Source organism: Halomonas sp. DN3 (genome assembly GCF_024137905.1).
Taxonomy (GTDB): Bacteria; Pseudomonadota; Gammaproteobacteria; order Pseudomonadales; family Halomonadaceae; genus Halomonas; species Halomonas litopenaei.
Window position 1 is genome coordinate 814,088 of record NZ_CP099965.1, and the last position, 20,678, is coordinate 834,765.

Here is a 20,678-nt window from a genome sequence, read left to right on the forward strand (position 1 = left end):
CCCTCGTTTTGCAAAGGATTCAAGCATGTCATCCCGCCCCACGGCGCACCGGGCCCGCAAGCGCTTCGGTCAGAACTTCTTGCGTGATCCCGGCGTCATCTCGCGCATCGTGCGTTCCATCGGGGCGCGCCCCGGCGACCGTATGGTCGAGATCGGCCCAGGCCAGGGGGCGCTGACCGAACCACTGCTCGATGCCACCGACGGTGATCTCGAGGTCATCGAGCTGGACCGGGACCTGATTCCGGGGCTGCGGGTGCAATTCTTCAATCACCCGAACTTCGTCATCCACGAAGGCGACGCCCTCAAGATGGACTTCGTTGCGCTACGCGGCGAGGGCCAGCCACTCAGGGTCGTCGGCAACCTTCCCTACAACATCTCGACCCCGCTGATCTCGCACCTGCTCAGGGCCGGCGACGCCATCCAGGACATGCACTTCATGCTGCAGAAGGAGGTGGTGGATCGTCTTGCGGCGCCACCGGGCGGAGGTGATCGTGGGCGGCTGTCGGTGCTGGCGCAGTACTTCTGCGACGTCGATTCGCTGTTCGTGGTACCGCCGGAGGCCTTCGTGCCGCGTCCCAAGGTGGACTCGGCCATCGTCAGGCTGACCCCGCGTGAGCGACCCCAGGGGCGGGCCAAGGACGAGACGTTGCTGTTCGACGTGGTGCGCGAGGCCTTCGGTCAGCGGCGCAAGACGCTGCGCAACAATCTCAAGGGACGCATCGACGGTGACGCCCTCGAGGCCCTCGGTATCGATCCGAGCCGGCGGCCCCAGACGCTGGAGGTGGAAGAGTTCGTGTCCATCGCCAACGCCTTGAGTGCAGAGGAGAATCCGTCATGAGCGAGATGCCTGACGTAAGGGTCGATGTGGAGCCCGCCTATCGTGAAGATGAATCTTCGCCGATGGAGAACCGCTTCGTGTTCAGCTACACGGTGACGGTGCACAATCATTCGCCGGGGAATATCCAGTTGATGGCGCGTTTCTGGAAGATCACCCAGACCAGCGGGCAGGTCCAGGAGGTTCGCGGCAAGGGGGTGGTCGGCAAGCAGCCGATGATAGGCCCCGGTCAGACCTTTCAGTACACCAGTCGTGCCATTCTCGACGGGCCGGTAGGGTTCATGGAAGGGGCCTACACCTGCGTGGACACCGCCAGCCAGCGTCCCTTCGAGGTGCCGATCACGGTGTTTCGCCTGGCCACACCCAACCAGATTCACTGATCTGGCGAATCGAACGCCCTTCAAGAGCCCCGAGATCCTATGAAACGCTACGCTATCGGTGACCTTCAAGGCTGTCACGAGGAATTCATCGCCCTGCTCGAGGCGCTCGACTTCGATCCACGTCGGGATCAGTTGTGGCTGGCCGGAGATCTGGTCAATCGCGGGCCGGGGTCGCTGGCCTGCCTGCGCGAAGTGATGGCGCTGGGGGAGGCGGCCAGGGTGGTGCTAGGCAACCACGACCTGCATTTGCTGGCGGTGGCGCGAGGTGGCGCCGCGACCAAGCGCAAGGACACCATCGACGATATTCTAGAGGCCGAGGATCGCGAGACCCTGCTCGACTGGCTCCAGGCCAGGCCGCTGCTGGTGCGCGATGGCAATACCCTGATGACCCACGCCGGCCTGCCGCCCCAGTGGGGGCTGGATCAGGCCGAGTCGCTGGCCGGTGAGGTCGAGTGGATGCTGACCGGCGAGCGTGCCGGCGATTTTCTCACGCGCATGTACGGCAATCGTCCGCGCCGCTTCAAGCCGCACCAGGAAGGGGTCGACCGCCTGCGGGCCATCGTCAATACCCTGACCCGTATGCGCTTCATCGACGCCGAGGGGCGCCTGGATTTCGACGCCAAGGAAGGCCTGGACAGTGCGCCGGATGGCTTCGCTCCCTGGTTTCAGTACCCTCGCCAGGATGATCCCTGGCTGCTGTTCGGCCACTGGGCCGCGCTCAACGGCGAGGCCAGCGGCAGTCGGGTTCGCGCCGAGGCGCTGGATACCGGCTGCGTCTGGGGCGGCAGTCTGACCGCGCTGGACCTGGACAGCGGCGAGCGCATCAGCGTGCCCAGTCGGCAGTTTGCGTAACGCCGCAGGCCACTCGCCGAGACCCGCTTCCGCGTGCCCGACCCTTCCCTTTATCAAGGAGTCCATATGACGTCCGCCGCCTTCGAACATCTGGATATCGAGCGCCTGAGCCAGTGGCTCGATGAGCAAGGCGAGCTGTGTCTCGTCGATATTCGCGATCCCGGCAGCTACGCCCAGGGCCACATTCCCGGCAGCCGCCATCTGGACAACCACAGCGTAGGGCCGTTGGTCGAACAGACGCCGAAGGATAGGCCCCTGGTAGTGGTGTGCTATCACGGCCATTCCAGTCAGCAGGCGGCAAGCTGGCTCAGCGCCCAGGGCTTCGAGCGCGTCTACAGCCTCGATGGTGGCTTTACCGAGTGGCAGCATCGCCTGCCCGAACGGGTGAGCCGGACGGCGTCATGACCCAGGAACGCGAGCAGCGTCAGGGCGACGAGCCTTGTGCGGGGCTGGAGGTCTATCGGGTGGGTGGCGCGGTACGCGACGCGCTGCTTGGCTGGCCGGTGAAGGACACCGACTGGGTGGTGGTCGGTGCCACCCCCGAGGCCATGCGCCAGCGTGGTTTTCGCCCGGTGGGGCGCGACTTTCCGGTATTTCTGCACCCCGAGACCCACGAAGAGTACGCCCTGGCGCGGACCGAGCGAAAGTCCGGTCATGGCTATACCGGCTTTGTGGTGCACGCCAGCCCCGAGGTGACTCTGGAGGAAGACCTGGCCCGCCGCGATCTGACCATCAACGCCATGGCCGAGTCACTCGACGGCGCGCTGGTGGATCCCTTCGATGGCCGTCGAGACCTCGATGATCGGCTGCTGCGCCACGTCAGCCCGGCCTTCGTCGAGGATCCCTTGAGGGTGCTGCGTACCGCCCGCTTTCTGGCCCGTTATGCGGGTCTAGGCTTTCGCATCGCCGAACCGACCCAGGCGCTGATGCGCCAACTGGCCGACAGCGGTGAGCTCGACCATCTGGTGGCCGAGCGGGTCTGGGTGGAGACCGAGAAAGCGCTCGGCGAGCCCGAGCCGCGGCATTACTTCGATGCCCTGGCCGCCTGCGGTGCACTTGAGCGACTGATGCCGGCGCTGAACGAGGCGGGCGGTGATGCCCTTGAGCGCGCGCTTGTGCGGATGACGAGATTGCCCGAGGCGTTGTCCGGTTCGCCCTGTTGGCGCTGGGGGCGACTGGTGGAGGCGTTGAGTGCGCCCGCACGCAAGGCCCTGGAGGAACGCCTCAAGCTACCCAACGACTATCGTGACGCCGGGCATCAGTTGGCGTCGACCCGGCAGCTGGCGTCGTCGCTTGCTCAGGACGGTGATCGCTCGGCGCCGTCGATCGCCATGGACTGGCTCGATGGCATCGACGCCTGGCGCCGCGGTGAGCGGGTGGCACCGCTGCTGGCGGTGCTGGCACTTAGGCGTCCCGGGGACGCCGAACGGTTGGCGCTGGGCTATCGTACGGCGCTGGCGCTCTCGCCCAGAGACCTGCTCGATGAGGGCTTCAAGGGTGCGGCGCTGGGTCAGGAGCTACGACACAGGCGGCTTGCCGTCCTGGAAGACGCCTGGCGCTAGCGGGCTTGCGGGGCTACTGCTCGAGAGTCCCCTCGAGTGCCGCGCGTGAAGGCAGCGCCCGATCCCCCCAGTGGAACTCGATGGGCCACAACGGCTGGTCGTCTGCGTCGAATGCCTGCCAGATCTCCTGATAGCAGCGCCCGTCGAGGGGGTGGCGGTGCTCCGGCAGCAGCTCGGCCATGGGCCAGAGCACGAAGGCGTGGTGCAGGATTTCGCCTCGCGGCAGGCTGACGCCGTCGATGTCGCCTACCTGCTCGCCGACGGTGAGGATGTCCACGTCGAGGGTGCGAGGGCTGAACTTGGGGCTGTCCTTGCGTCGACCATTGGCGGCCTCGAGCCGTTTGCACCAGGCCTGCAGTTCGCCAACGGACCAGTCGCTGTAGAGGGCGACCACCAGGTTGTAGAAGTTGCGACCGTCTTCGAAGCCGACCGGCTTGCTTTCGTAGACCCGCGAGATGGCAAGCTCGCCAAAGGTCTCCGACAGGGCGTCCAGGCAGACGCGAATATGCTGGTCGCGCTCGATATTGCTGCCAAGACTCAGGGTTACCAGCGCCATCAGTGGCCCCCGGGGCGCTGACCGCGCTCGATGCTGACGCCTACGGCGCGGGCGTTGGCCACCGCCCCGGGCTTGCGCAGGGTCATCTTCAGCCAGGGCACGCTGAACTCCTCCTGCAATAGTTCCGCCAGCCGCTCGGCAAAGGTTTCCACCAACTCGAAGCTGTGTTCTTCGGCGAAGACCCCGATGCGACGGCTGATGGCGTCATAGTCGAGGGTCTGGCTCAGGTCATCGTCTTGCGCTGCAGCGCGGATGTCGGTGGCCAGCACCAGGTCCAGCGTCAGGCGCTGGGTGATGCTGCGCTCCCAGTCATAGACGCCGATGACGGTATCCAGTTCAAGGCCTTCGATCAGTACCTGATCCATCGGTGATCCCCGGTGATTGTCCTCCCGGCCGCTAAGCAAGAACCGGGAAAAGCAGGTGTGACAAGGCGCCCGATTGTACTTGAGCCGCCCCCCGGGAAACAGGCCGCGGGTGACTCGCGAGTGCTCGTACTGGCAAACTACGACGGAATGCCCTTGAGTGTGGCATCTTTCGCCAGCACCGGTTGCGTCGGGTCAGGAGTCGCCATGGGTTCATCGTTGGAAGTGATACTGCCCTTGACCGCTCTTGCCTACCTGAGCGGCACCTGGCTGGGCGCCATCAGCGTCTGCCGCTGGGCCGGGCGCCCGGATCCGCGGCTCAGCGGCTCCTGCAATCCCGGCTTCTCCAATGTGCTTCGCCAGCACGGCGTGCCGCTGGCGCTGGCGACGCTGGCGATCGACGCCCTGAAAAGCTGGCCGGTGCTGCTGCTCGGCCTGTGGCTCGAACTGCCGCCCTGGGGGCTAGGCCTGGTGGGGCTCGGTGTGCTGCTGGGCCACTGCTACCCGGCGTGGTATCGCTTCCGTGGTGGCAAGGCGGTGGCCAGCGCCTTCGGCGTGATGCTGTTGTTGACCCCTGGGGTAGCCCTGGTCAGCGCCGTGATCTGGGCGCTGCTTGCCTGGTGGGCGCACACCGCGGCGGTGGCCTCATTGACCAGCGCCACCCTGGCCCCGCTGCTGAGCCTGTGGCTGGCGCCGGACTTTGTCTGGGTAGTGCTGGTGTTCGCCGGTCTTGTGGTGGCCCGCCACGCCATCAATATCGGCCGGTTGCGCCAGGGCAAGGAGCCCCACCTGTAAAGCGACCGGCTCGATGGGGCAGGCTGGGCTCCTGGGCGTATAGAGAGCGCAATCATGGCCCTTTCTTCTTGCTAGTCGACTACGGCGCGCTGAGTTGATCCATCGGCCAGCGCGGCACCGCCTTCATCTGACCCACGGTATCCTTTTCTCCTGCGATCAAACGCTGAGCACCGGCATAAGCAATCATGGCCCCGTTGTCGGTGCAGAAGCGGCCGCGAGGGTAGTAGGCGCGAGCCCCCTGTTTTCGCGTCGCTTCTTCCAGCTTGGCGCGCAGGCGCACATTGGCACTGACACCGCCGGCCACCACCAGGCGGGTGAGCCCGGTCTGCTTGAGGGCCCGACGGCACTTGATCGCCAGGGTGTCGGCGACGGCCTCCTCGAAGGCTCTGGCGACGTCGGCGCGGGCCTGGTCGTCGAGCTGGCCAGCCTGTTCTAACTGACGAATGGCGGTCAGGGTGTGGGTCTTGAGCCCCGAAAAGCTGAAGTCGAGACCCGGGCGATCGGTCATCGGCCGGGGGAAGCGGAAGCGGCCCGGGTCGCCGCCCTCGGCCAGGGCAGCTACCCGCGGGCCGCCGGGGTAATCGAGGTCCAGCATCTTGGCAGCCTTGTCGAAGGCTTCACCGGCGGCATCGTCCACCGATTCGCCCAGCAGTTGATAGCACCCGATGCCGTCAACCTGGACCAGCTGGGTGTGGCCGCCCGAGACCAGCAATGCCACGAAGGGAAAGGCCGGAGGCTCGTCCTCGAGCATGGGAGCGAGCAGGTGTCCTTCCATATGGTGAACGCCGAGCACCGGAATGCCGAGTGCGCGGGCCATGCCGTGGGCGGTGCTGGCGCCGACCATCAGCGCGCCGACCAGCCCGGGGCCTGCCGTGTAGGCGATGGCGTCCAGCTGGGTGCGTTCGAGCTGTGCTCCAGAGAGCACCTGGTCGATCAGCGGCAGCAGGCGCCGGGTATGGTCGCGAGAGGCGAGTTCCGGCACCACACCGCCGTAGTCCGCGTGCATCGCCACCTGGCTATGCAACGCATCGGCCAGCAAGCCGCGGTCGGTGTCGTAAAGGGCGACGCCGGTCTCGTCGCAGGAGGTTTCGATGCCTAGTACGCGCATGGATCGGGCTCGGGAAACGGTGAAAGGGGGGAGTATTCTACGCCGATTTGGCTTCCGCTGCATAAGCGACGGGCTCCCTTTCGGCGGCCGCGGCGCGCCTTGTGGCAGGCAAGCAGCGCTGGCGGCGGGTGCAGATTGAAGGGTGAGCGAGACGAAAGCATTTGCAAGAAAGCGGGATGGTCACTAAAATACTGTCCGCTGCAAGACTGGGTCGTGCATCCAGGGCTCGCTTCCCCCGTCTCTGTTCCGTTTCAGGTCATGCCCGCAGGGTTCCTGCGCTAAGCTGTTGTCAGCTCAAGGGTTGGCCGGACAAGGAGTGGTGCGGGGTATTGGCCTTGAAGGTGTGCGTACAAACCGAACTCAAGTTACCCAAGGTAGGTGAGTGCTTAATGCCTTCTGTCAAAGTACGTGATAACGAGCCGTTTGACGTCGCTCTGCGTCGCTTCAAGCGTTCCTGTGAAAAAGCCGGCGTTCTGTCCGAGGTTCGTCGTCGTGAGCAGTACGAGAAGCCGACTGCCGAGCGCAAGCGCAAGGCTGCTGCCGCTGTCAAGCGTCACGCCAAGAAGCTCCAGCGCGAGCGCAAGCGTTTCGAACGGCTCTATTGATCCGTACTTGAGTCGAGCGCGGTCCGCCGCCCTCGGTTCAGGAGGACGCCAAGCGGCCGCCATTGAGGTGGCCGCTTGTTTTTCTGACGTTTGTCGCCGACTCCCGCTTCGCTTCTCTTGCTCCTGCTAGTGCATTGTCTAGCGCGTTTCAGTCTGGACTAGCGCGCTTCAGTCGAGAGAGCTCCTGTCGAGCAGAATATGGCCGGTCAGATTCCCCAGCGTTTTATCGATGATCTCCTTGCCCGCGTCGACGTGGTCGAAGTGGTGGGAGAGCGCGTCAAGCTGAAAAAGGCCGGGCGCAACCATTCCGGTCTGTGCCCCTTCCACCAGGAAAAGAGCCCGTCTTTCACGGTCAGTGCGGACAAGCAGTTCTATCACTGCTTCGGCTGCGGCGCCCACGGCAACGCCCTGCGCTTTCTGATGGAGTACGACAAGCTGCGGTTTCCCGAAGCGGTGGAGCAGCTGGCCTCGCGGATGGGAATGGAAGTGCCGAGGGAAGGGGCGGACGACCCTCGCGCCCAGGCCCGCGAGAAGAAGCGCAAGGAAGGCGTCAACCTGCTGGAAATGTCGGCCAGCTATTTTCGCGAGCGGCTCAAGATGCCAGAAGGCAAGGCGGCGCGCGAATACCTCGAGGGTCGAGGGCTGTCCGATGAGGTGCGCGAGACCTTCGGCATCGGCTACGCGCCGGCCCAGTGGGAGGCGCTGAAGCGACACCTGGGCAGCCAGGGCGTCGATGAGTCGGTGCAGATCGAGTACGGCCTGCTGGTGCATCACGAGGACAGTGGCCGCAGCTACGACCGCTTCCGCGATCGGGTCGTCTTTCCGATCCGCGACATTCGCGGCAGGACGCTTGGCTTCGGCGGCCGAGTGATGGGCGACGCCAAGCCCAAGTACCTGAACTCTCCAGAGACGCCGGTGTTCCACAAGGGGCGCGAGCTCTACGGCCTCTATGAGGCACGTCAGGCCAATCATCGCCTGGAACGCCTGCTGATCGTCGAGGGCTACATGGACGTGGTGGCGCTGGCCCAGTTCGGCATCCGCAACGCGGTGGCGACGCTTGGCACCGCCACCACCGCCGATCACCTGCGTCGGCTGTTCCGTCTGGTCAGCGAAGTAGTGTTCTGCTTCGACGGCGACAAGGCGGGACGTCAGGCGGCGGCGCGGGCGCTGGAAACGGTGCTGCCGGAGATGATCGATGGTCGCCAGGCACGCTTCCTGTTCCTGCCGGAGGGAGAGGATCCCGACTCCCTGGTGCGCAAGGAGGGAACCGAGGCTTTCGAGGATCGGGTGACGTGCGCAAGCCCTCTGTCGGAGTTTCTGTTCGAGCACGCCGCCCAGGGGCGCGATCTGGCCCAGCTTGAATCGCGAGAGCGCTACGCCAGTCAGGTGCTGGCTGCGATCGAGAAGCTGCCGCAGGGGGTGCTCAAGTCGCTGATGCTGACCGAGCTCTCACGTCGCACCGGGGTCGAGCAGTCGCGCTTCGAGGCGCTGCTGGCGCCGGCGCCCGAGGACAACGACTTCGCGCCGGTCGATGAGTTTTTCGAACCCGTCGTCGAGGACGGCGAGCCGGCTCCACGGCCGCGCCGTTCCGGGGGCGCCCTTGGCCTGATGGCGCGAACCCTGCAATTGCTGGTTCACGAGCCCAGGCTGGTGGAGCGCTTGCCCGAATCGCTGGACTGGTGCGGGGGGCAGGATGAGGACGCCCGGTTGTGCCGGGAGGTCATTACCTTGCTTCGTGCTGGCGGCTATTCAAGCGCTCAGGTGCTGCTGATGCACTTCCACGGTAGCGAGGACGGTGAGCGGCTGGCGGCGCTGGCGCGACGGGAGTTGTTGATCCCGGTGGCAGCCAGGGCGGCGGAGCTCGATGGTCTGGTGAGCTATTTTCAGAGAGCCAGTCAGACCCCGTCCCGGCAGGAAGAGATCGACGCCTTGCTGAGGCGGCAACAGTCCGGCGAGCGGTTGTCGAGTGAAGAACGCGGGCGCTTGATGGAGTTGCTGGCGGCGGGGCGCTAGGTCGCTTGCGGGAGGGCGCGAGCGCTGTCACGACGGCAGGTTCGGCTACCACCAATGGTAAGAACCTGTGAGCGTTCGACGACAAATATGAGGTATGGATGCGGGTAGGGTTGAATTTTGTCCTACCATCACCATCTAAGGGATACGGCGCTGACAAGTGGCGCAACCAGATAAACTAACACACCTGAGACATCGCGCAAACACTCCAGACTGGCAGAAGTGGCCCCAAAACCGCTATACTGTCCGGCTTACCGAGTTTCTCCACCTTAGCGCTTCAGGTGCTTCATTCTTCTTCGTCGAGATAGGGTTTCTATGGCTGGAAATGCGCAGCAGCAGTCACGTCTGAAGGAGTTGATCGCGCGCGGCAAGGAACAGGGCTTCCTGACCTATGCCGAGGTCAACGACCACCTTCCCGAAGATATCGCCGACCCCGACCAGGTGGAAGATATCATCGGCATGATCAATGACATGGGTATTAACGTCGTCGAGGAAGCTCCCGACGAAGATACCCTGATGATGTCGGATCACTCAACCGATGAATCCGCGGCTGAAGAGGCAGTGGCGGCCCTGGCCGCGGTGGAAAGCGATGTCGGTCGCACCACGGACCCGGTGCGCATGTACATGCGCGAGATGGGCACCGTCGAGCTGTTGACTCGTGAAGGTGAGATCGAGATCGCCAAGCGCATCGAAGAAGGCACCCGTGAAGTCATGTCGGCGCTGGCCTATGTGCCGGGTGCCGTCGAGTCGATCCTCGATGCCTACGATGCCACCCAGGACGAGGAAGCGCCGGGACGTCTCTCTGACCTGTTTTCCGGCTTCATCGACCCCGACGAAGGCATCCCCGGCGTGGCCGAGGCTGAAGTGCCCGAGGTGGACGAGCAGGCCGCCAGCGACGACGACGAAGACGGTGAGGAAGAAGAGGACGACTCCGGTGGTGGCCCGGATCCGGAAGAGGCCCGTGCGCGTTTCGGGCAGATTCGCGAGCAGAGCCAGGCCGCCAACGCCGCCATCGAGACCCACGGTCGTCAGTCCCGTGAGGCTCAGGAAGAGCTGGCACGTCTGGCCGAGCTGTTCTCTCCGATCAAGCTGGTGCCCAAGCACTTCGAACGTCTGGTCGGACAGGTCCGCATCAGCGTCGAGCAGGTGCGTGCCCAGGAAAAGACGGTGATGCAGCTCCTGGTGAAGCAGGCCAAGGTGCCGCGCAAGGCCTTTATCAAGGCCTTCCCGAGCAACGAGTCCCGGCTCGACTGGCTCGACGACTTCATGGCCGACAACGCCCGCTACGCCGATCGTCTCGCGCCGCTCAAGGCCGACGTTCAGCGTGCCCAGCGCAAGATCGCCTTCGAGGAGGAGATGATCCAGCTGCCGGTGAGCGAGGTGAAGGAGGTCAATCGTCGCCTGTCCATCGGTGAGGCCAAGGCTCGCCGTGCCAAGAAGGAGATGGTCGAGGCCAACCTGCGTCTGGTCATCTCCATCGCCAAGAAGTACACCAATCGCGGCCTGCAGTTCCTCGACCTGATCCAGGAAGGCAACATCGGCCTGATGAAGGCGGTGGACAAGTTCGAATATCGTCGCGGCTACAAGTTCTCGACCTACGCCACCTGGTGGATTCGTCAGGCGATCACGCGTTCCATCGCCGACCAGGCGCGCACCATCCGTATTCCGGTGCACATGATCGAGACCATCAACAAGCTCAACCGCGTTTCGCGGCAGATGCTGCAGGAGATGGGGCGCGAGCCGACGCCTGAAGAACTGGGCGAGCGTCTCGAGATGCCGGAAGACAAGGTGCGCAAGGTGCTCAAGATCGCCAAGGAGCCGATCTCCATGGAGACGCCGATCGGTGACGACGACGATTCGCACCTGGGTGACTTCATCGAAGACTCCACCATGGTGCTGCCGATCGACTCGGCCACCGGCGAGGGCCTCGTCGAAGCCACGCGCAACGTGCTCGGTGGCCTGACCGCCCGCGAAGCCAAGGTGCTGCGGATGCGCTTCGGTATCGACATGAACACCGACCACACCCTCGAGGAGGTCGGCAAGCAGTTTGACGTGACCCGCGAACGTATCCGTCAGATCGAGGCCAAGGCGCTGCGCAAGTTGCGCCATCCGACCCGCTCCGAACCGCTGCGCTCCTTCCTCGACGAGTAACGCCTGTCTCGACCGAGTAGGGCTTGTTTCGACAGCGAAGCAGTAGGGTGAGCACAGGACGCCCGTGGCGAAAGCCACGGGCGTTTTTTCATGTCATCGAATCAGGGTGAAGCGCTGCCGCAAGCGAGCGTTTCCGGCGAGCGAAGGCTGAAAGTGACAACGCCCGCGGTGATGGCCGCGGGCGTTGTCGTGTCACGACGCTGTGGTGGTCGCGAGCTATTGGCTGCTGGCCTGGCGCCGGCGGATCCACAGCACCAGTTCGACCATGGCGAACATCAGCAGGGTGTACCCGAACAGTTCCGTGACCTCTTCGGCGGCGTCCTTGAATACCCTGACGTAGCGTTCGGCGAGCAGGGCCTCCCACATCTCGCTGCGGCCGTAGAGCCGCGAGAAGGCAAAGGTGCAGAGGAAGCCTGCGGCAAACAGGCCAAACGCGAAGCTTTCGACGAACTCCTCGAACTCGCGTACGAAGGCGTGACGCTGGCGCAGCACGCAATAGAGAATGGGCAGCAGCAGAAGGGTCACCAGGGTCTGCCAGGCGCCGTCGAAGACGTAGGCGTCGAGAAAGGCGTCCTGCTCGCGAATCAGGGCGGCGCCGAGCAGGCCGAACATCAATAGCGTCACCCGTTGCAGGCCGCCCAGCACCTGGCGGGCGTAGATCAGCAGCAGGCAGCTGATCAGCAGCCACAGTGTCTGCATGCTCTCGGTAAAGCCGACTTCGCTGAAGCGAATCTTTTCGGGCAGGCCGGTCTCCCACAGCACGCCCTGCATCATCGCGCCGATGATCAGGATATAGAGCAAGGCTCTGGCGCAGGTCGCGCGAAAGCTGATGGTAGGCGCAATGGAAGGGGGGGTATTGAGCATCCCTCTCAATCTCCAGAAAAGGGGTGTATCTGGGCGTGATTATACCCGTCGAGCCGGGGGAGTGTCTGGGAATCCCAAAGGATTCTTCGCCAGTCTTCGCCATATGCTTATACAGCATAGGCAAGGCGCAAGACAGGTGCCCGATGACCTGGCCTGGGCCGCTCGTCCAGGCACGGGGGTTAGTGGTTTGTGCTGCGGCTGGCCTCCTCCACCAGCCAGTCGTGCACGGCCTTGACCCGGCGATCGTCGGTGGCGCCTGCCGCGTGGACGATGCCGTACTGCTTGCCACTGTCGACGCGGGCACGGAAGGGGGCGATCAGGGCGCCGCTCTTCAACTCGCTGGTGATCAGTGTTTCCCGGGCGATCGCCACGCCCATGCCGGCGATGGCGGCCTCCATGGTGAGGTGATTGCGGTTGAAGGTGTAGCCACGCTCCAGATTGATCGAAGGGGCGCCGATGGCGGACAGGTAGTGGCGCCACTCGCCATACTCCTGGCTGCCGCGCCAGGCGGTGATGTCATGCAGCAGCGGGTACCAGGCCAGGTCTTCGGGACGTCTGAGTGGTGGGCGGCCCTTCAGCAGGCCGGGTGAACAGACCGGGAAGATGCGTTCCTGCATCAGCGGGGTGATGGCAAGTCCCGGATAGTGGCCGTCGTTGAGGTCGAGCGCGAGGTCAAAGTCGCCGTCACGCAACGAGATGTTGCTGTCCTCGGCGGTGATATGCAGTTCGATATCGGGAAACCTGGCCTGCAGACGCGGCAGGCGGGGCATCAGCCACTTGTTGAGGAAGGAGGGCACCGAGCGCAGGCGGATGACCCCGCTCATTACCCCGCTGCGCAGGCGACTCACCTCGAGTCCCACCGCCTGGTAGGCGTCGTCCACCACGGCGGCCAGGCGCTTGCCTTCTTCGGTCAGTTCCAGGCGACGGGGCAGGCGTCGGAACAGCTTGAAGCCCAGCCGGTCCTCCAGTTGCTTGATCTGCTGGCTGACGGCGCCGGTGGTGACGTGCAGTTCCTCCGCCGCTCGGGTGAAGGACAGGTGGCGGGCGCTGACGGCGAACCCCTTCAGCCAGGCGTGGGTCTGGGCGTTGAGCAGTCGACTCATTGCGATGTGTTCCGACAAGAGGTCATGGTCTGGCCGTGGTATGGCGGTGGTTTAGGTATGGTTTAGCTGAGCTATAGTGAAGGCAAGATATTCTGCCTTGTCCATCGAAGCGATGGCAGCCAGCATAACGATATCCCGGAGGAACGACAGCCCTCGCTTTAGCGAAATTGACCTCGCAGGTCTCGGACCTCCGCCCCTCATGCCCCACACTTCGCGTCATTCGTACAAGAGGCAGCGCCATGGCTATCAGCGTATTCGACCTGTTCAAGATCGGGATCGGGCCGTCCAGCTCCCACACCGTGGGGCCGATGAAGGCCGCCTACGACTTCGTCGAGGCGCTGCGGTCGCAGGACCTGCTGGAGCGCGTCGCGGGGATCGAGATTCACCTCTACGGTTCGCTGTCGGCCACCGGCAAGGGCCACGCCACCGATCGCGCCTGCGTGATGGGACTGATGGGTGAGCGTCCAGACCGCATCGATCCGGCCGTTGTTGGCCCCTGCATCGAAGAGCTGCTCGAGAGCCAGACCCTGTTGCTTGGTGGTCAGGTGGCGGTGCCTTTCCTGTGGGCCAGAGACCTGCAGTGGCACGAGGAGAGCCTGCCCTATCACCCCAACGCCATGACGCTGGTGGCCAAGGGGCACAGCGAGGAGGTCAAGCGCGAGACCTACTACTCGGTCGGAGGTGGCTTCGTCGTCGACGAGGCCCAGGCCCGGGACGGAGCGCTGGATTCCGACACCACCCCCTTGCCTTACGACTTCAACAGCGGCGCGGAACTGATGGCGCTGTGTCGTCTGCATGGCATGAGCATCAGCGAGCTGATGCTGGAAAACGAGAAGGCCTGGCGCAGCGAAGTCGAGGTGCGCTCCGGTCTGTGGGATATCTGGCAAGCCATGCAGGCCTGCGTCAACCGTGGTGTCGAGGGGGAAGGGGTGTTGCCTGGCGGGCTCAACGTCAAGCGTCGCGCCGCGTCACTGTATCGCCGTCTCGAGGCGATGGGCGATGACGCCGGACTGATCGCCACGACGTTTTCGGCGATGGACTGGGTCAACGTCTACGCCCTGGCGGTCAACGAGGAAAATGCCGCCGGTGGGCGCATGGTCACCGCGCCCACCAATGGCGCCGCGGGGATCATTCCCGCCGTGCTGCACTACTACATGAAGTTTCAGCCCGGTGCCTCCGAGAAGGACGTGGTCAACTTCCTGCTGACCGCCGGCGCCGTCGGCATCCTGTGCAAGAAGAATGCCTCCATCTCCGGCGCCGAGGTGGGCTGTCAGGGTGAGGTGGGATCGGCCTGCGCCATGGCCGCGGCCGGACTCGCCGAAGTCATGGGGGCCAGCGTTCCCCAGGTCGAGAACGCCGCCGAGATTGGCCTCGAACACAACCTGGGGCTGACCTGCGATCCGGTCGGAGGCCTGGTCCAGGTGCCCTGCATCGAGCGCAATGCGATTGCCTCGGTCAAGGCCATCAACGCCGCCCTGATGGCCTGTCGCGGTGATGGTGAGCACTTCATCTCGCTGGACAAGGCCATCCGCACCATGCGCGACACCGGCGCCGACATGCAGGAGAAGTACAAGGAAACCTCCAAGGGGGGACTCGCCGTCAACGCCATCGAGTGCTGAGCAGGACGCGGGCCCTGGTCGTGGTGGCTGACCAGTCGCTCGACGAGGACCGAACCATTGGAGCCTCTTCCTTCAGGCCCCCGTCGCGCCAGCGCGACGGGGGCCTTGTGCTTTTCAGGGGGAAAACCTCGCGGGGCCAAGGTGTTGCCGGTTTGTCGTAAGCAACCTATTGAAATGCGGAGAATACATCTTTGGTCTTGTTCAACGCTTGGCCAATTGCGTCGGGCCTTTGACTCTTCTAGCTTACGTAAACGTAAAGTAGAGCGTCGCCATCGCGGCATCGAACAACCATAACAACCTCAAGCCAGGGACCCCGGTCCCGCAGAGGACGCCACATGACCCAGCAGTACGTGCTAGAGACCCGTGGCCTGACCAAGTCGTTTCGTGGCTTCACCGCCGTGGACGGCGTGGATCTCAAGATCACGGAAGGGCATATCCACGCCCTGATCGGCCCCAACGGCGCCGGCAAGACCACGGTCTTCAATCTGCTCACCAAGTTTCTTCCGCCGACCCGCGGCGAGATCCTCTATCGCGGCAAGCCGATCACCCGCATGCGGGCCAACGAGATCGCGCGGCTGGGGCTGGTGCGTTCGTTCCAGATATCCGCCGTGTTCGCCCACATGACCGCGCTCGAGAACGTGCGTGTGGCCCTGCAGCGCAAGCTCGGCACCTCCTTCCACTTCTGGAAGTCAGAGCGCTCGCTGGAGCCACTCAACCAGCGTGCCATGGAACTGCTCGAGCAAGTGGGACTGGCCGACGTCGCCGATGTCCTCACCGTGGAGCTGCCCTACGGACGCAAGCGTGCGCTGGAGGTGGCCACCACCCTGGCGCTGGAGCCCACCGTGATGCTGCTCGACGAGCCCACCCAGGGCATGGGAGCCGAGGACGTCGACCGTATCGTCGAGTTGATTCGGCGGGTTTCTGCCGGGCGTACCGTGTTGATGGTCGAGCACAATCTGAGCGTCGTCAGTCGTCTTTGTGATCGCATCACCGTGCTGGCCCGGGGCTCGGTACTGGCCGAAGGCGACTATGCCAGCGTCTCGGCCGATCCGGCGGTGCGTGAAGCCTACATGGGCAGTGAAGCCAGCGTCGGTGAGGAGGCCAGCGCATGAATCAGACTCTCGACAGGCCAACTGCGTCACCGGCGGTCGGCGCCCATGGTGACGAAGCGCTCAGTCTAGCGGACGTCAACGCCTTCTACGGCGAGTCGCATATCCTGCACGGCGTGGAGCTGCGCGTGAAGCGTGGAGAGCTGGTGACCCTGCTGGGGCGCAACGGGGCCGGACGCAGCACCACCCTGAAGACCATCATGAACATGGTCGGTTCGCGCAGTGGCTCGATCAAGATCAACGGCCAGGAGACCCTGGCCATGAAGCCTCATCACATCCCGCGTCTGGGGGTCGGCTACTGCCCCGAGGAGCGTGGCATCTTCGCCAGTCTCGACGTCGAGGAGAACCTGCTGCTGCCGCCCACCGTGCGCTCGGGCGGAATGAGCCTGGATGACATCTACGCCATGTTCCCCAACCTCTACGAGCGGCGTCGCAGTCAGGGGACGCGGCTGTCCGGCGGCGAGCAGCAAATGCTGGCGATGGCCCGCATCCTGCGTACCGGGGCCGAGATCCTGCTGCTCGACGAGATCACCGAGGGGCTGGCACCGGTCATCAACCAGAAGCTCGCCGAGGTGCTGATTACTCTCAAGTCTCGGGGCATGACCATCGTGCTGGTGGAGCAGAACTTCCGCTTCGCCGCGCCCCTGGCCGATCGCCACTTCGTGATGGAACACGGTCGCATCATCGAGACCATCGAGGCGCGTGATCTGGACGCTCGTCGTGAGCACCTCAACAGCCTGCTCGGGGTCTAGTGTCCATGGCCGCTGTCTTCCAGGCCTTAGAGGACCTTTGCATCAACCACAAGATGTCCGGCAGTAGCCGTTCAACAACCACTTTCTAAACAACAACCTATTCAACAACAACAAGGGCCGCTGGCCCCAGGAGCCTCCCATGACCAAGGTACACGCTTCCTCCCCCCGTCTTGCCCGCCGCCACCTGGCCCTGGCGGTCGCCGCCGCCACCGGCCTGGGCCTGGCATCGTCGGCCATGGCGCAGGATGCCATCAGCGATGGCGAGGTGCGTATCGGCTATCTGGCCGACATGTCCGGCACCTACCGTGACCTGGCCGGCCCCGGCGGCCTCGAAGCGCTGAAGATGGCGGTAGAGGACTTCGGCGGCGAAGTCGCCGGTGCCCCCATCGAGGTGTTCAGCGCCGACGATCGCAACAGCGCCGACGTGGGCGCCAACACCGTGCGCGGCTGGGTCGACCAGCAGAACGTCGACCTGGTGGCCGGCATGGTCGCCTCCTCGGTGTCCATCGCCGTGACCAAGGTGCTGGAGGAGGCCGGTGGTCTGGCCATCATTTCCGGCTCGGCGGCCTCGAGCATCACCAACGAACACTGCACCCCGAACCATATTCACTACGTCTATGACACCTATCCGCTGGCCAACGGTACCGCCAAGGCGGTGGTCGAGCAGGGCGGCGACAGCTGGTTCATGCTCACCGCCGACTACGCCTTCGGTCATGCCCTCGAGAGCGACGTGGAAAAGGTGGTCACCGACAACGGTGGCACGATCATCGATCGCGTTCGCCATCCGTTCCCGACCAGCGACTTCTCCTCCTACATCCTTCAGGCCCAGGGCTCCGGCGCCAAGATCGTCGGTCTGGCCAACGCCGGCTCCGACACCGTCAACGCGATCAAGACGGCCAGCCAGTTTGGCCTGACCCAGAGTGGCCAGCAGCTAGCCGGCCTGCTGATCTTCCTCAACGACGTCCATGCCATGGGCCTGGAGACGACTCAGGGCCTGTTGTTGACCACCGGCTGGTACTGGGACATGGATGACGAGTCCCGCGAGTGGGCCGAGCGCTACTTCGAGCGGGTGGGCAAGATGCCGACCATGGTTCAGGCCGGCATCTACTCCAGCACCACCCAGTACCTGAAGGCGCTGGAAGACGCCGGCACCGACGATCCTGCCACCGTCAGGGCCAAGCTGGGCGAGGCGCCGATCAACGACTTCTTCGCTCGCAATGGCCAGATTCGCGAGGATGGTCGCATGGTGCATGACATGTACCTGGCCGAGGTGAAGGCTCCCGCCGACTCCGAGGGCGAGTGGGACCTTTACGAGATCCAGGCCACGATCCCGGCCGAAGAGGCCTACCGTCCGCTGTCCGAGAGTTCCTGCAAGCTCGTCAACTGAGCCGCCCGCGCTCGATCTACGCCGGGGTCACCAGGGTGGTGCCCCGGCCTGATGCTCAAGGGAAATCATCATGACCATGATATTCGGCGTACCGCTGGCGGTGTTCATGGGCCAGCTGATGCTGGGGCTGATCAACGGCGCCTTCTATGCGCTGCTCAGCCTGGGGCTGGCGGTCATCTTCGGTCTGCTGAAGATCGTCAATTTCGCCCACGGCGCCCAGTACATGCTGGGTGCCTTTGCTGCACTGCTCGGGGCTCAGTACCTGGGCATCAACTACTGGCTGGCGCTGTTGCTGGTGCCGCTGGTGGTCGGCGCCTTCGGTGCTCTGCTCGAGCGTCTGGTGCTGCGGCGCATCGCCCACCTGGATCACCTCTATGGGCTGCTGCTGACCTTCGGCCTGGCGCTGATCTTCGAGGGTAGCCTGATCAACCTGTTCGGCGTGTCCGGGGCCAGCTACCCGATTCCCGAGGCGTTGAGCGGCGGCATCAAGCTGCCCTTCATGTTCCTGCCGACCTATCGCGGCTGGGTGCTGGTGGCGGCCCTGGTGGTATGCCTGGGCACCTGGTTCATCATCGAGCGAACCCGGCTTGGCGCCTACCTGCGGGCGGGCACCGAGAACCCCGCCTTGATGCAGGCCTTCGGCGTCAACGTGCCGCTGCTGGTCACCCTGACCTACGGCTTCGGGGTGGCCCTGGCGGCCTTCGCCGGGGTACTCGCCGCGCCCTTGTACCCGGTGTCACCGACCATGGGCTCGAGTCTGTTGATCGTGGTCTTCGCGGTGGTGGTGATCGGCGGCATGGGCTCGATCCTCGGTGCCATCCTGACCGGTCTTGCCATGGGGCTGATCGAGGGGCTGACCAAGGTGTACTACCCGGAGGCAGCCAACACCGTGATCTTCCTGGTGATGATCATGGTGCTGATGCTGAGGCCCGCCGGGCTGTTTGGAAAGGAGGCCTGAGATGTCCACAACCACTACTTCGCCGACGCCGACTCAGACCCGGGCCCGCGCCGCGCGCCGACGCCAGGGCATGCTGATGATCGTGTTGCTGGCCATCGCCCTGGTCGCGCCGCTGTTTGCCTACCCGGTGTTCCTGATGAAGGTGCTGTGCTTCGCGCTGTTCGCCTGTGCCTTCAACCTGCTGCTGGGCTTCGCCGGACTGCTGTCCTTCGGCCATGCCGCCTTTCTCGCCACCGGGGGCTACGTCACCGGCTTTCTGCTGTCGAGCTATCCGGGCCTGACGCCGGAACTCGGGATCGTCGTCGGCACCCTGGCGGCGGTGATCCTCGGCACCCTGTTCGGGGCGCTGGCGATTCGTCGACAGGGCATCTATTTCGCCATGGTGACCCTGGCGCTGGCCCAGATGATGTTCTTCTTCTACATCCAGGCGCCCTTCACCGGGGGCGAGGATGGCCTGCACGGTGTGCCGCGGGGCAAGCTGCTGGGGCTGATCGACCTGTCCGACAACCTGGCGATGTACTACGTGGTGCTGGCGATCTTCGTGATCGGCTTCGCCATCATCCAGCGCACCGTGCACTCGCCCTTCGGTCAGGTGCTCAAGGCTATCCGCGAGAACGAGCCACGGGCGGTGTCACTGGGCTACAACGTCGACGCCTACAAGCTGGTGGCCTTCGTCATCTCGGCGGGACTTGCTGGCCTTGCCGGCGCGACCAAGACGGTGGTGTTCCAGCTGGCCTCGCTCACCGATGCCCACTGGCACATGTCCGGCGAGGTCATCCTGATGACCCTGGTCGGTGGTGTCGGCACCCTGTTCGGCCCGCTGGTCGGCGCCGGCCTGGTGGTCAGCCTGCAGACTCAGCTGGCGCAGTCGCCGCTGGGCAACTGGGTCAGCGTCATCCTGGGGTCCATCTTCGTGCTCTGCGTGCTGAGCTTTCGCAGTGGTATCGTCGGCGAGATCCAGAACATGGTGCGCAAGAACTTCAAATAGACACGGCGATTGCCGCTGTTCTCCCGCTGCCCGGCCTCAAGGCCGGGCTTTTTTTTGCTGAAATTCTGGGAGTGCGGGCAACCGTCTTCAGTCAAATAATGTGTAGGGTTGTAGCCATTGTTTGTCTCATATGGAAAGCTTATTTTCCTCTATTTTCTCGTATCTGAAAAATAAATTCGTCAAGTTGATGTTTCGTTGATACGCCATGCAGTTGTGTATCGATACGCCAAATTATGTCGCCCTCTGCACAGGTTTTGTCGTCCATCTACAGGATATTGTTTGCGCGAGAATTTTAGTCCGAAATGGCAAGGGTACTATCGCTATATATGGTAGCGCGTCCTTCTTTCTAAATACCTGTTCAATCGACGTGAAGTCCAATATTGGTTTTTGTGCGAAGTTATTTTTCAGTGCTTTGCTTGTTCTGCTTTGTCGTTTTTTCTGGCGTTGTTTTTATGACGCGTATCAAATTTCTTCTGTCTCTGCTGTGATGACATGCTTGGAACTGGACGGTTTTTCAGGGGCGAAGGTGTATGCGTTCCGCTTGAAGGATCTCGTGGAATGTATAGGTGAATAGATGCAAAAAATAAGGTCAAGAATATTGTGTCAGATAAAGCGGGGACGTCGTTATCGCTTGTCCATCTTCATTGTTTTCACCCACTTGCAAGTACTGGCATCAGTATTC

General features: G+C 63.7%; 20 protein-coding genes. 15 read left to right on the top strand and 5 right to left on the bottom strand.

What is annotated here, in order from left to right; genetic code table 11:
* Positions 1–25: 25 nt before the first annotated feature.
* The 5 genes from rsmA (at position 26) to NKF27_RS03765 (ending at position 3,629) form a co-directional block, all read left to right on the top strand.
* Entirely contained in the window at positions 26–838 is an 813-nt protein-coding gene (gene rsmA, locus NKF27_RS03745; RefSeq protein WP_045991850.1) for a 16S rRNA (adenine(1518)-N(6)/adenine(1519)-N(6))-dimethyltransferase RsmA, read from the top strand.
* Positions 835–1,215 carry a Co2+/Mg2+ efflux protein ApaG gene (gene apaG, locus NKF27_RS03750; protein WP_045991851.1) on the top strand — a complete coding sequence of 127 codons (381 nt, stop codon included), beginning with the start codon at positions 835–837 and terminating at the stop codon, positions 1,213–1,215. Before rsmA ends, apaG begins: the two co-directional genes overlap by 4 nt.
* 39 nt (positions 1,216–1,254) lie before the next feature.
* Positions 1,255–2,067 carry a symmetrical bis(5'-nucleosyl)-tetraphosphatase gene (locus NKF27_RS03755; RefSeq protein ID WP_108448070.1) on the top strand — a complete coding sequence of 271 codons (813 nt, stop codon included), beginning with the start codon at positions 1,255–1,257 and terminating at the stop codon, positions 2,065–2,067.
* Positions 2,068–2,133: 66 nt separating this feature from the next.
* Positions 2,134–2,472: a thiosulfate sulfurtransferase GlpE gene (glpE, locus tag NKF27_RS03760; protein ID WP_045991853.1), complete on the top strand. Its 339-nt coding sequence runs from the start codon at positions 2,134–2,136 to the stop codon at positions 2,470–2,472.
* Positions 2,469–3,629 (top strand): polynucleotide adenylyltransferase, encoded by a 1,161-nt coding sequence (locus NKF27_RS03765; RefSeq protein WP_301271177.1) that lies wholly within the window; start codon positions 2,469–2,471, stop codon positions 3,627–3,629. The genes glpE and NKF27_RS03765 overlap by 4 nt, the downstream gene beginning before the upstream one ends.
* 13 nt (positions 3,630–3,642) lie before the next feature.
* On the opposite strand, the gene folK is transcribed toward NKF27_RS03765, so the two are convergent.
* Complete coding sequence (gene folK / locus NKF27_RS03770; RefSeq protein WP_045991855.1) at positions 3,643–4,185, bottom strand: 2-amino-4-hydroxy-6-hydroxymethyldihydropteridine diphosphokinase; 543 nt, start codon at positions 4,183–4,185, stop codon at positions 3,643–3,645.
* Positions 4,185–4,550, bottom strand: a complete 366-nt coding sequence (folB, locus tag NKF27_RS03775) for a dihydroneopterin aldolase (RefSeq protein ID WP_253555378.1) — start codon at positions 4,548–4,550, stop codon at positions 4,185–4,187. Before folB ends, folK begins: the two co-directional genes overlap by 1 nt.
* A gap of 204 nt (positions 4,551–4,754) precedes the next feature.
* Here folB and NKF27_RS03780 point away from each other — a divergent pair, with 204 nt between their 5' ends.
* A complete protein-coding gene (locus NKF27_RS03780; RefSeq protein WP_045991857.1) occupies positions 4,755–5,342 on the top strand; it encodes a glycerol-3-phosphate acyltransferase in 588 nt (195 codons plus the stop codon).
* A 79-nt stretch (positions 5,343–5,421) separates the two neighbouring features.
* Here the strand turns inward: NKF27_RS03780 and tsaD are convergent, their stop codons facing one another.
* Positions 5,422–6,450 (bottom strand): tRNA (adenosine(37)-N6)-threonylcarbamoyltransferase complex transferase subunit TsaD, encoded by a 1,029-nt coding sequence (gene tsaD / locus NKF27_RS03785; protein ID WP_108131338.1) that lies wholly within the window; start codon positions 6,448–6,450, stop codon positions 5,422–5,424.
* Positions 6,451–6,839: 389 nt separating this feature from the next.
* On the opposite strand from tsaD, the gene rpsU reads away from it, so the two are divergent.
* The 3 genes from rpsU to rpoD all read left to right on the top strand — a co-directional run bounded on the left by rpsU (position 6,840) and on the right by rpoD (position 11,216).
* On the top strand, positions 6,840–7,055 hold the full coding sequence (rpsU, locus tag NKF27_RS03790; RefSeq protein WP_013333229.1) for a 30S ribosomal protein S21: 216 nt from the start codon (positions 6,840–6,842) through the stop codon (positions 7,053–7,055).
* Positions 7,056–7,253: 198 nt separating this feature from the next.
* On the top strand, positions 7,254–9,068 hold the full coding sequence (gene dnaG / locus NKF27_RS03795; protein ID WP_253555379.1) for a DNA primase: 1,815 nt from the start codon (positions 7,254–7,256) through the stop codon (positions 9,066–9,068).
* 312 nt (positions 9,069–9,380) lie between these two features.
* Positions 9,381–11,216, top strand: coding sequence for an RNA polymerase sigma factor RpoD (gene rpoD / locus NKF27_RS03800; RefSeq protein ID WP_108131339.1), 1,836 nt, complete (start codon positions 9,381–9,383; stop codon positions 11,214–11,216).
* 216 nt (positions 11,217–11,432) lie between these two features.
* Here the strand turns inward: rpoD and NKF27_RS03805 are convergent, their stop codons facing one another.
* Both NKF27_RS03805 and NKF27_RS03810 read right to left on the bottom strand, forming a co-directional pair.
* Positions 11,433–12,080: a hypothetical protein gene (locus NKF27_RS03805; protein WP_253555380.1), complete on the bottom strand. Its 648-nt coding sequence runs from the start codon at positions 12,078–12,080 to the stop codon at positions 11,433–11,435.
* 179 nt (positions 12,081–12,259) lie between these two features.
* Complete coding sequence (locus NKF27_RS03810; RefSeq protein ID WP_108448077.1) at positions 12,260–13,183, bottom strand: LysR substrate-binding domain-containing protein; 924 nt, start codon at positions 13,181–13,183, stop codon at positions 12,260–12,262.
* 239 nt (positions 13,184–13,422) lie between these two features.
* On the opposite strand from NKF27_RS03810, the gene NKF27_RS03815 reads away from it, so the two are divergent.
* From NKF27_RS03815 to NKF27_RS03840, 6 genes are all read left to right on the top strand, one after another.
* Entirely contained in the window at positions 13,423–14,802 is a 1,380-nt protein-coding gene (locus NKF27_RS03815; RefSeq protein WP_253555381.1) for an L-serine ammonia-lyase, read from the top strand.
* A 335-nt stretch (positions 14,803–15,137) separates the two neighbouring features.
* Positions 15,138–15,914: an ABC transporter ATP-binding protein gene (locus tag NKF27_RS03820; protein WP_124802746.1), complete on the top strand. Its 777-nt coding sequence runs from the start codon at positions 15,138–15,140 to the stop codon at positions 15,912–15,914.
* Complete coding sequence (locus NKF27_RS03825; protein ID WP_045991865.1) at positions 15,911–16,663, top strand: ABC transporter ATP-binding protein; 753 nt, start codon at positions 15,911–15,913, stop codon at positions 16,661–16,663. The genes NKF27_RS03820 and NKF27_RS03825 overlap by 4 nt, the downstream gene beginning before the upstream one ends.
* 139 nt (positions 16,664–16,802) lie before the next feature.
* Positions 16,803–18,050, top strand: a complete 1,248-nt coding sequence (locus NKF27_RS03830; protein ID WP_045991866.1) for an ABC transporter substrate-binding protein — start codon at positions 16,803–16,805, stop codon at positions 18,048–18,050.
* 70 nt (positions 18,051–18,120) lie between these two features.
* Positions 18,121–19,008 (top strand): branched-chain amino acid ABC transporter permease, encoded by an 888-nt coding sequence (locus tag NKF27_RS03835; protein ID WP_045991867.1) that lies wholly within the window; start codon positions 18,121–18,123, stop codon positions 19,006–19,008.
* A 1-nt stretch (position 19,009) separates the two neighbouring features.
* A complete protein-coding gene (locus NKF27_RS03840; RefSeq protein ID WP_045991868.1) occupies positions 19,010–19,996 on the top strand; it encodes a branched-chain amino acid ABC transporter permease in 987 nt (328 codons plus the stop codon).
* Positions 19,997–20,678 lie beyond the last annotated feature (682 nt).

Coding starts and splice junctions, on each gene's coding strand:
- rsmA (WP_045991850.1), top strand. CDS start 26: ATGTCATCCCGCCCCACGGCGCACCGGGCCCGCAAGCGCTTCGGTCAG.
- apaG (WP_045991851.1), top strand. CDS start 835: ATGAGCGAGATGCCTGACGTAAGGGTCGATGTGGAGCCCGCCTATCGT.
- NKF27_RS03755 (WP_108448070.1), top strand. CDS start 1,255: ATGAAACGCTACGCTATCGGTGACCTTCAAGGCTGTCACGAGGAATTC.
- glpE (WP_045991853.1), top strand. CDS start 2,134: ATGACGTCCGCCGCCTTCGAACATCTGGATATCGAGCGCCTGAGCCAG.
- NKF27_RS03765 (WP_301271177.1), top strand. CDS start 2,469: ATGACCCAGGAACGCGAGCAGCGTCAGGGCGACGAGCCTTGTGCGGGG.
- folK (WP_045991855.1), bottom strand. CDS start 4,185: ATGGCGCTGGTAACCCTGAGTCTTGGCAGCAATATCGAGCGCGACCAG.
- folB (WP_253555378.1), bottom strand. CDS start 4,550: ATGGATCAGGTACTGATCGAAGGCCTTGAACTGGATACCGTCATCGGC.
- NKF27_RS03780 (WP_045991857.1), top strand. CDS start 4,755: ATGGGTTCATCGTTGGAAGTGATACTGCCCTTGACCGCTCTTGCCTAC.
- tsaD (WP_108131338.1), bottom strand. CDS start 6,450: ATGCGCGTACTAGGCATCGAAACCTCCTGCGACGAGACCGGCGTCGCC.
- rpsU (WP_013333229.1), top strand. CDS start 6,840: ATGCCTTCTGTCAAAGTACGTGATAACGAGCCGTTTGACGTCGCTCTG.
- dnaG (WP_253555379.1), top strand. CDS start 7,254: ATGGCCGGTCAGATTCCCCAGCGTTTTATCGATGATCTCCTTGCCCGC.
- rpoD (WP_108131339.1), top strand. CDS start 9,381: ATGGCTGGAAATGCGCAGCAGCAGTCACGTCTGAAGGAGTTGATCGCG.
- NKF27_RS03805 (WP_253555380.1), bottom strand. CDS start 12,080: ATGCTCAATACCCCCCCTTCCATTGCGCCTACCATCAGCTTTCGCGCG.
- NKF27_RS03810 (WP_108448077.1), bottom strand. CDS start 13,183: ATGAGTCGACTGCTCAACGCCCAGACCCACGCCTGGCTGAAGGGGTTC.
- NKF27_RS03815 (WP_253555381.1), top strand. CDS start 13,423: ATGGCTATCAGCGTATTCGACCTGTTCAAGATCGGGATCGGGCCGTCC.
- NKF27_RS03820 (WP_124802746.1), top strand. CDS start 15,138: ATGACCCAGCAGTACGTGCTAGAGACCCGTGGCCTGACCAAGTCGTTT.
- NKF27_RS03825 (WP_045991865.1), top strand. CDS start 15,911: ATGAATCAGACTCTCGACAGGCCAACTGCGTCACCGGCGGTCGGCGCC.
- NKF27_RS03830 (WP_045991866.1), top strand. CDS start 16,803: ATGACCAAGGTACACGCTTCCTCCCCCCGTCTTGCCCGCCGCCACCTG.
- NKF27_RS03835 (WP_045991867.1), top strand. CDS start 18,121: ATGACCATGATATTCGGCGTACCGCTGGCGGTGTTCATGGGCCAGCTG.
- NKF27_RS03840 (WP_045991868.1), top strand. CDS start 19,010: ATGTCCACAACCACTACTTCGCCGACGCCGACTCAGACCCGGGCCCGC.